Origin of the sequence: Pseudophaeobacter sp. (genome assembly GCF_039971195.1) — a bacterium.
GTDB lineage: Bacteria > Pseudomonadota > Alphaproteobacteria > Rhodobacterales > Rhodobacteraceae > Pseudophaeobacter.
Genome location: NZ_JBDWPJ010000225.1, coordinates 1 through 8,154, shown reverse-complemented (window position 1 = coordinate 8,154; position 8,154 = coordinate 1). Strand labels below are relative to the sequence as shown.

9 protein-coding genes and 1 pseudogene are annotated in these 8,154 nt (G+C 60.8%); 5 read left to right on the top strand and 5 right to left on the bottom strand.

The features are described from left to right. The 4 genes from ABJP42_RS19580 to cobU all read right to left on the bottom strand — a co-directional run. The coding region (locus tag ABJP42_RS19580; RefSeq protein ID WP_348343442.1) for a magnesium chelatase domain-containing protein at positions 1-807 on the bottom strand (807 nt) is incomplete at its 3' end. Positions 808-967: 160 nt separating this feature from the next. Beyond that, the gene (locus ABJP42_RS19575; RefSeq protein ID WP_348343440.1) at positions 968-1,663 is read right to left on the bottom strand and encodes a glutathione S-transferase; all 696 of its coding nucleotides are present in this window, start codon (positions 1,661-1,663) and stop codon (positions 968-970) included. Positions 1,664-1,781: 118 nt separating this feature from the next. Further along, entirely contained in the window at positions 1,782-2,363 is a 582-nt protein-coding gene (locus ABJP42_RS19570) for a histidine phosphatase family protein (RefSeq protein ID WP_348343438.1), read from the bottom strand. Beyond that, positions 2,360-2,878, bottom strand: coding sequence for a bifunctional adenosylcobinamide kinase/adenosylcobinamide-phosphate guanylyltransferase (gene cobU / locus ABJP42_RS19565; protein ID WP_348343436.1), 519 nt, complete (start codon positions 2,876-2,878; stop codon positions 2,360-2,362). Before cobU ends, ABJP42_RS19570 begins: the two co-directional genes overlap by 4 nt. A 273-nt stretch (positions 2,879-3,151) precedes the next feature. Between cobU and ABJP42_RS19560 the strand changes: the two genes are divergently transcribed. From ABJP42_RS19560 to ABJP42_RS19540, 5 genes are all read left to right on the top strand, one after another. Then, positions 3,152-4,030 carry an RNA polymerase factor sigma-32 gene (locus tag ABJP42_RS19560; RefSeq protein WP_348343434.1) on the top strand — a complete coding sequence of 293 codons (879 nt, stop codon included), beginning with the start codon at positions 3,152-3,154 and terminating at the stop codon, positions 4,028-4,030. Continuing rightward, positions 4,027-4,914, top strand: coding sequence for a ChaN family lipoprotein (locus tag ABJP42_RS19555; RefSeq protein ID WP_348343432.1), 888 nt, complete (start codon positions 4,027-4,029; stop codon positions 4,912-4,914). The genes ABJP42_RS19560 and ABJP42_RS19555 overlap by 4 nt, the downstream gene beginning before the upstream one ends. Before the next feature lie 112 nt (positions 4,915-5,026). Further along, on the top strand, positions 5,027-6,229 hold the full coding sequence (gene coaBC / locus ABJP42_RS19550; protein ID WP_348343430.1) for a bifunctional phosphopantothenoylcysteine decarboxylase/phosphopantothenate--cysteine ligase CoaBC: 1,203 nt from the start codon (positions 5,027-5,029) through the stop codon (positions 6,227-6,229). A gap of 52 nt (positions 6,230-6,281) precedes the next feature. After that, positions 6,282-6,737: a dUTP diphosphatase gene (dut, locus tag ABJP42_RS19545; protein ID WP_348343444.1), complete on the top strand. Its 456-nt coding sequence runs from the start codon at positions 6,282-6,284 to the stop codon at positions 6,735-6,737. Then, the gene (locus ABJP42_RS19540; protein ID WP_348343428.1) at positions 6,737-7,777 is read left to right on the top strand and encodes a HesA/MoeB/ThiF family protein; all 1,041 of its coding nucleotides are present in this window, start codon (positions 6,737-6,739) and stop codon (positions 7,775-7,777) included. Before dut ends, ABJP42_RS19540 begins: the two co-directional genes overlap by 1 nt. A 259-nt stretch (positions 7,778-8,036) precedes the next feature. On the opposite strand, the pseudogene ABJP42_RS19535 reads toward ABJP42_RS19540, so the two are convergent. Then, positions 8,037-8,154: pseudogene (locus ABJP42_RS19535) on the bottom strand (IS5/IS1182 family transposase); the annotation flags it as partial.

Sequence of the window (8,154 nt, the reverse complement as noted above, 5' to 3'; positions counted from 1 at the left end):
ATGCGGCTCGCGAAAGGGGCGGCTGCGGCTGATGCCGCCTTCGTCAATCAGACCACATAGCGACTGGATCATCGAGGTCTCCAGTGCCTCGGATGGGGTAAGCGGTGGCAGGATCGAGGGCAGCCGCGCCGCCAGCATGGATTTGCCGGAGCCAGGCGGGCCGACCATCAGCAGGTGATGGCGTCCGGCAGCGGCAATCTCCAGTGCTCGTTTGCCCTGTTCCTGGCCTTTGATGTCGCGCAGATCGCGTTGGACCGCGTCTTGGCTCACCTCGCCGGGGCGGGCCGGAGCCAGAAGCATTTCGCCGGTGAAATGCCGCACTACTTCGATCAGGCTGGCAGCGCCGATGACCAGTGCATCCCCAGCCCAGGCGGCCTCAGCCGCGGAGGCTTTGGGGCACAATAGCTGCCGGTCTGCGGCGGCTGCGCCCATGGCGGCGGGCAGCGCGCCAGTCACCGGCATCAAAACCCCATCCAGCGACAGCTCCCCGAGGGCGACGGTTTCTGCCACGGTTTCTGCCGGGACAAGGCCAATGGCCGCCAGTAGCGCCAGAGCGATGGGCAGATCAAAATGGCTGCCCTCCTTGGGCAGGTCCGCGGGCGACAGATTTACGGTGATGCGTTTGGCGGGCAGGGCGATTGACATGGCAGCAAAGGCGGCGCGCACCCGTTCGCGAGCCTCTGAAACGGCCTTGTCAGGCAGGCCGACGATGGCAAAGGCGGGCAGCCCCGCCACCAGCGAGCATTGCACTTCGACGGGACGGGCCTCTATGCCGTGAAAGGCGACCGTATTGGCGCGGCTGATCATGCAAAGTCATTCCTTTGAGCAATCAAGGAAAAATCATAGGCAGCGTGGTATTGGAGTCTGCAACAACAGGCCGCTCCCTGTCGATTTTGCGCTGTTTTCCCGCAAGCCTGACGGTTTTAGCCCGTAGCGGGCCAAACCATCAGGCTTGCGAGTGGGAAGGTCAGGCCTGGGCCTCGCCGATGGGCCAGGGGCTGCGGGGCAGATCCTGCTGGTAAGGTTCCGGGTCATAGGTGACTTCGCGGGCCTGAGCCTGCCACTGCAGCACCGCCGGGTCCGATAGGAGCAGCTCGCAATAGGCGCGTGTTTCGGCAGACACTGGCAGGTCATAGCCAATGATCCGCGCCGCAACCGGGGTGTAGAACACCTCGACCAGTGAGTAGTCCCCAAAGAGATACCCAGCCGATGCGCCTGAGATCTTGCGGGCATGGGCAAACAGGGTCTCGATGCGGGCAAGATCGGCCCGGACCGCCTCGGACGGGGCAAAACCCTGCCAAACATGGGAGAGCTGCATGGGGCAATCGCCGCGCAGGGCAGAGAACCCGGCGACCATTTCAGTCACCAGCCAGCGGGCAGTCGCCCGTTGGGCGGCATCACCAGGCCAGAGCCCGGCAGTGGGGAAATGCTCGGCCAGGGTCTCCCCCATGGCGAGGCTTTCGCCAATCACCAGGCCCTGATCCGTTTTTAAGGCGGGTACCAGGCGAGCCGGGGCAAGATGCGCCATGTCCTGCGCCATGGTGCCGGAATAGAGACCAACCAGATGGGTGTGATGCGGGATTGCAAATTTTTCGAGCATGAGCCAGCCGCGCAACGACCAACTGGAGTACATGCGATCACCAATGTAGAGTTCATAAGCCATGAGAAGAGGTTAGCAGCTCTAGACTTATCAATAAACGTAATAATTGTGCGGGAATGTATCACATAAATTGATAATTTAGGGCTGTCAAAAGTCTGCTGAACAAGCGCCTGATTACCGGTCAGGGCAGTTGATTGAGCCCGCCACTGCGCCAGCCATCTTGCCCATAGAACAACTCGCTAAGCGATAGATTGTCAATACGATGCGAAAAGGCAGCCTCTGCACTCAGCCCTACGGCGCGTTGGATCTGGGTCAGGATCTGACCAAAATGACCGACGATCACCAAATCGCGCCCAGCATGGTCTGCGAGCAGGCTGTCCACAGCATCGTTGACCCGGGCGCAGACCTGGTTCCAGCTTTCGCCCCCTGGAGGGGTGGTATCGCCAGGGGTCTCCCAATAGGCGCGGATACGCTGCGGATCCTCGGCGTCGATCTCTTTCCAGCTGCGTAGCTCCCAGGCGCCAAAATGGATCTCCCGCAGGGCGCTCATATGGGGCAGACGCTGGCGCGGACCTTGAATGGCCGATGCGGTGTCGACTGCGCGGATCAGATCGGAAGAGACCACCAGTGCGTCGCGGGGCAGGGTGGCTTCGAGCCGGGCCAGCGCCGCGGTGTCAGACAGATCGGCAGGGATGTCGGACCATCCAACCATGGATTTGGCATGGGTCGGCCCGTGGCGGATCAGGAACAGGCGCGAAGTCATAGGGAGCCTTTCAGGACATGCGGCAGGCCGACGGTCACCTGAACCACAGTATCAGCGCGCGCAGCCAGCGTGATGTTGAGCCGTCCCTGGGCCTCGCGAAAGCGCCGCGCCTGGGTGTTGTCAGGCACGATACCCTGGCCCACCTCATTGGAAACCACCACCAGTTCGGCACGACAGCTGTCAATTGCCTGTATCAGACCGGCCTGCGCCGCCACCAGATCATGTTCGGCCAAAAGGTGATTGCTCAGCCACATGGTGGCGCAGTCCAGCAGGCAAATTTTGTCGGCGGTAAGGCTGCTCAGAACGCGGGTTACATCCAAAGGTTCTTCATGGGTTTCCCAATCACCGCCACGTTGTTGGATATGGGTGTCGACCTTTGCCCGCATCTCGTCATCAAAAATTTGTGATGTGGCGAGATATGCCTTTGATTTGGAAGACTTAAAACAAAGGTCTTCGGCAAATTTAGACTTGCCAGAGGCGGCGCCGCCCAGAATGAATGTGACAGGTGCCGACAAGTTCTTTACCTTTGGAAATGAACGGTTTCGCTCTTCTGCGTACCCGCTGTAGCCGCCCAAAACAAGGGCGAAGACAGCGCGCTGCCCCTGCGGATTTGCGCGCGGGCTCAGCCTTGGCGGGCTATTAGGGCCGCAACCCAGCGGGTGATTGAGCGAGACTGTGCCGTGGCACTGCGCTGCGGATTGGCGGAGACCCGGCCGCTCCTTTGAGTTTGCTCTGACAGCAGCCGGTCCGCTCCGTTTCTTCAAGATGATCTGATCCCGGAGGGAACAATGGCGCTTGACCACATCACTGCAAACCCATTGCCAAAACAGGCAATGAAAGCCGAGCTTCTGGATGCGGAAACCGAGCGACGGCTGGCCTATGCCTGGCGGGATGATCGCGATGTCGAGGCGCTGCATCGGTTGATCAATGCCTATATGCGGCTGGCGATCTCGATGGCGGCCAAGTTCAAACGTTACGGCGCACCGATGAATGATCTCATTCAAGAGGCCGGCCTGGGGTTGATGAAGGCCGCCGATAAATTCGACCCAGATCGCGGCGTGCGTTTCTCCACCTATGCGGTCTGGTGGATCAAGGCCTCAATCCAGGACTATGTGATGCGCAATTGGTCCATGGTACGCACCGGCTCTACCTCGTCGCAGAAATCGCTTTTCTTCAACATGCGCCGGGTGCAGGCGCAGCTGGAGCGGCGGGCCGATGGCCACGGCATGCGGCTAGACAAACATCAATTGCACCAGCAGATCGCCTCAGAGATCGGGGTGCCGCTGCGGGATGTCGAAATGATGGATGGGCGCTTGTCAGGCGCGGATTTCTCTCTCAATGCGGTGCAGTCCAGCGATACAGAGGGGCGCGAATGGATCGAGGTTCTCGAAGATGACAGCGCCCAGGCCGCCGAAGTGGTCGAGGGCAGCCATGACCGCCGACAGCTGCGCAAATGGTTGGTGGAGGCGATGCAGGCCCTGACAGGACGTGAGAGGCTGATTGTTGTGGCGCGCAAACTGACCACACCGGCGCGTACGCTGGAGGATCTGGGGCGCGAGCTACAACTCTCCAAAGAACGGGTTCGCCAATTGGAGGTCGGGGCTTTTCAGAAGATGCGAAAAGCGCTTGAAAGCCGTTCGCGAGAGGTGCAAAAACTGCTTTTATGAAAAAGCATAGTTTTTTAGTCGGAAATACAGCTGTCGGCGCATGGGGCGGATTGATCTCAGCAGGCTTTTTTGGCCTTTCAGCGGCTTTTGCCTCACCTGCTTCTGCCACTGAGGTGCCTTTGCAGGCCCAGGATGTTGCCGAGGCCTCTCAGGCGCTGTCCGAAGCGGAGGTGATCATTCTGGGGGAGGTGCATGACAATGCGGCGCATCATCAGAATCAAGCGGCGCTGATCACGGCATTACAGCCCAAAGCCATCGTTTGGGAGATGATCACCAATGATCAGGCAGCAGCTTTGACTGCAGAAGTGCTGCGCGATCCTGAAAAGACATCACAGAGCCTGGATTGGGAGAACTCCGGCTGGCCGGAGTTTGCACTTTATGCGCCGGTGTTTGCGGCTGCTGCCGAGGCGCGTCAGTTTGGCGGACTGGTGCCACGCGCCGAGGTGCAGGAGGCCTTAGAGATTGGCATTGCCACTTACTTTGGTGAAGAGGCACCTCGGTTTGGCCTGGACCAGCCGCTGCCTGTCGCAGAGCAGGCAGAACGTGAGGCGGATCAGCTGGTAAATCACTGCAACGCCATGCCCGCTGAGATGCTCCCCATGCTGGTGGATTTCCAACGCCTGCGGGATGCGAGCCTGGCCGCTGCAATCGCGCAGGCCTTGCGCGAGGCTGGCGGGCCAGTTGTGGTGATCACCGGCAATGGCCATGCGCGTCTGGATCGCGGCCTTGCAGTCTATCTGGCCCAGGCGAGGCCTGAGATTGATATTCGGGCGCTGGGGCAGATGGAGGATGGGGCGATCGCCGGAGAGTTTGACGTTACCCTGTCCAGCCCGGCAGCGTCGCGCCCGGATCCCTGTCTGGCCTTTGCCAAACCTGAAGACTGAACCTTCTGGCCTCTCTGGCTGGGGCAGAGCCGCAAAAGCGTTTCCCTCTTTGCGAGCCTGCGGATAGGGTGCAACAAAGGCAGAACCGGTGAGGCAAAAGGGGCTAGGCGAAATGCTGGCAGGCAAGCAAATTCTTCTGATCATTGGCGGTGGCATTGCGGCCTATAAATCATTGGAGCTGATCCGGCGGTTGCAGGATCAGGGGGCGGCTGTGACGCCGGTGCTGACCAAGGCCGGCGAGGAGTTTGTGACGCCTCTGTCCGTGTCCGCCCTGGCAGGTGTTGCGGTGCATCGGGACCTGTTTGATCTGACAACTGAGGCCGAAATGGGCCATATCCAACTGTCGCGTAGCGCCGATCTGGTGGTGGTGGCGCCGGCCACGGCGGATCTGCTGGCCAAAATGGCCCATGGGCTGGCCAATGACCTGGCCTCTACGCTACTGTTGGCTACAGATACGCCGGTATTGCTGGCACCGGCGATGAATGTGCGCATGTGGGAGCATCCGGCGACCCAGCGCAATACTGAGACTTTGCGCCAGGACGGGGTTGCCTTTGTTGGCCCCAACGCGGGCGGTATGGCCTGCGGTGAATTTGGCCCCGGCCGCATGGCGGAGCCGGATGAGATGGTCGCTTCGATTTCAGCGCATTTTGGCTCGGGAGCACTGGCAAGGCGGCGTATTCTGGTCACCTCTGGCCCGACCCATGAACCCATTGATCCGGTTCGCTACATCGCCAATCGCTCCTCTGGGGCACAGGGGGCAGCGCTGGCCCGTGCTCTGCGCGATCAGGGCGCTGAGGTGGTGTTCATCACGGGCCCGGCAGAGGTCGCGCCCCCTGAGGGGGTGGATGTCGTGCCGGTGCAAAGCGCACTGGAGATGGAGGCGGCGGTGCAGGCCGCGCTGCCGGTGGATGCCGGGGTCTTTGCTGCGGCTGTTGCAGACTGGCGGGTGGCCAGCGCTTCAGACCGCAAGCTGAAGAAATCCAAAGACGGGCTGCCGGTGCTGGAGTTTGCAGAAAACCCTGACATCCTGAAAGGCGTCTCACAGATGAGCTCTGGGCGGCCCTCCCTTGTGGTGGGCTTCGCTGCCGAAACCAATGACGTGGTGGAGAACGCCACGGCGAAACGTCTGCGCAAAGGCTGTGACTGGATTGTTGCCAATGATGTCTCTCCGGCCACGGGCATCATGGGGGGAGCAGAGAATGCGGTGGTGCTGATTTCGGACCAGGGCGCCGAGGAATGGCCGCGTATGGAGAAGGCGGAAGTGGCCAGACAGCTGGCCACCCGTATCGCGGCGGCGCTTGATGGCGCACCGTGATCCGTTGCCCTGCCCAAATGCCAAACAGCTGCAATGAATGAAAGAAACTGACATGGTTGAGATCCGGGTGATCCATGAGCCGGGCGCAGATCAAAGCCTGCCCCTGCCATCCTATGAAACCGCCGGCGCCGCCGGTGCCGATCTGCGCGCCAATCTGGAGGACCGGGGAGCAGTCACCTTGGCGCCCGGCGCCCGTGCCTTGGTGCCAACCGGTCTGCGCATGGAAATCCCGCTGGGATATGAGGTGCAGATCCGGCCGCGCTCGGGCCTGGCGCTGAAACATGGTATTACTCTGCCAAACAGTCCCGGCACCATCGACAGCGACTATCGAGGAGCACTTGGGGTGATCGTGATGAACGCCGGGGCGGATGACTTTGTGATCAACCATGGCGACCGGATCGCCCAGATGGTTGTGGCCCCGGTCGTGCAGGCGCAGATCACCCTTGTGGAGGCGCTGGACACAACCAAGCGCGGCAGCGGTGGTTTTGGCTCCACCGGGGTGAGCTGATGCTAGGGATCCTCGCGCTGGCGGCCTTTATCTGGTGGGGTGGCAAGATTCTGCGCTGGAGTGCCACGATGCGGGCGAGCCTGTTGCTGGTGATCTTTGTCGCGGTGATGGCACTGCAACTGACCCTTCCCACAGGCCATCCCTTGCGCGAGGCAACCGGCGGTTCCCCCAGGCCCTGGCTTATTCTGGCAGGCTTTGGTCTCTTGGCGGCGGGCTATGCATGGCTTATCTCTGGCCTCAAGGCACGCGCGCAACCAAAGGCCAGCACCATGTCAGAATCTGCCCCGCTGTTTTCCGAAACCGAATTGAACCGCTACGCCCGCCATATCGTGCTGCGCGAATTGGGCGGGCCGGGGCAGAAAAAGCTGAAACAGGCGCGGGTGCTGGTGATCGGCGCTGGGGGGCTGGGCTCGCCCGCCTTGCAATACCTCGCGGCTGCCGGGGTCGGTACCATCGGGGTGATCGATGATGATCTGGTGGAGAACGCCAATTTGCAACGTCAGGTGATCCACCGGGATGAGGACATCGGAGTGCCGAAGGTATTCTCCGCTGAGGCGGCGATGCGGGCGCAAAACCCTGCTGTTGAGGTCCGCCCCTATCACCGGCGACTAACCGCAGAGATTGCCGAAGAGTTGTTTGCTGAATTTGATCTGATCCTGGATGGCACCGATAACTTTGACACCCGCTATCTGGTCAATGAAACTGCGGTAAAGTTGGGCAAGCCGCTGATCTCGGGCGCCTTGTCGCAATGGGAGGGGCAGCTGAGCCTGTTTCACCCCAAAAGCGGCGGCCCCTGTTACCAGTGTATCTTCCCCGAGGCCCCGGCGGCAGGGCTGGCGCCGTCTTGTTCGGAGGCGGGCGTGGTGGGCCCACTGCCCGGCGTGGTTGGTGCGATGATGGCGGTCGAGGCGCTCAAGGCGCTCACCGGAGCGGGAGCGACTTTAAAAGGCGAGATGCTGATCTACGACGCGCTTTATGGTGAAAGCCGCAAGATCCGCCTGTCCAACCGGGCGGATTGCCCGATCTGCGAAGGGAAATGATCTCGGTATTTCTCTCGGACATAAGGTCAAAGAAAGAGATTTCGATCAGGGTGCTTTTTCCGAGTTTGAGGCAAGAAAAATCCGTGTGAAAGAAGCCAAGCTATTCTGCGGGATGATTCCTCGCATTCTCTTCTCTGTCCAATTGTCCGCCTAAGTGACGCACATAGGCGACGCCTGCTGCACCAATTGCCAGTGCGATCATGGGGGCTTTGTTGCACCAATCGGGGTCTGAGCGGTCTTCCCCTTTCCCCGGACGGATTTATCCTAGGGGCACTGTGACGGGTATGCCAAGAACTGTGTAACGGTTTAGCACGGCGATGCGGATTTGGATCTCCGCGACCTGCCGGTTGAAGTCCCGCGCCATGAGGCTCTGGCCC

Coding starts and splice junctions, on each gene's coding strand:
- ABJP42_RS19575 (WP_348343440.1), bottom strand. CDS start 1,663: ATGGCTTATGAACTCTACATTGGTGATCGCATGTACTCCAGTTGGTCG.
- ABJP42_RS19560 (WP_348343434.1), top strand. CDS start 3,152: ATGGCGCTTGACCACATCACTGCAAACCCATTGCCAAAACAGGCAATG.
- ABJP42_RS19570 (WP_348343438.1), bottom strand. CDS start 2,363: ATGACTTCGCGCCTGTTCCTGATCCGCCACGGGCCGACCCATGCCAAA.
- dut (WP_348343444.1), top strand. CDS start 6,282: ATGGTTGAGATCCGGGTGATCCATGAGCCGGGCGCAGATCAAAGCCTG.
- ABJP42_RS19540 (WP_348343428.1), top strand. CDS start 6,737: ATGCTAGGGATCCTCGCGCTGGCGGCCTTTATCTGGTGGGGTGGCAAG.
- coaBC (WP_348343430.1), top strand. CDS start 5,027: ATGCTGGCAGGCAAGCAAATTCTTCTGATCATTGGCGGTGGCATTGCG.
- ABJP42_RS19555 (WP_348343432.1), top strand. CDS start 4,027: ATGAAAAAGCATAGTTTTTTAGTCGGAAATACAGCTGTCGGCGCATGG.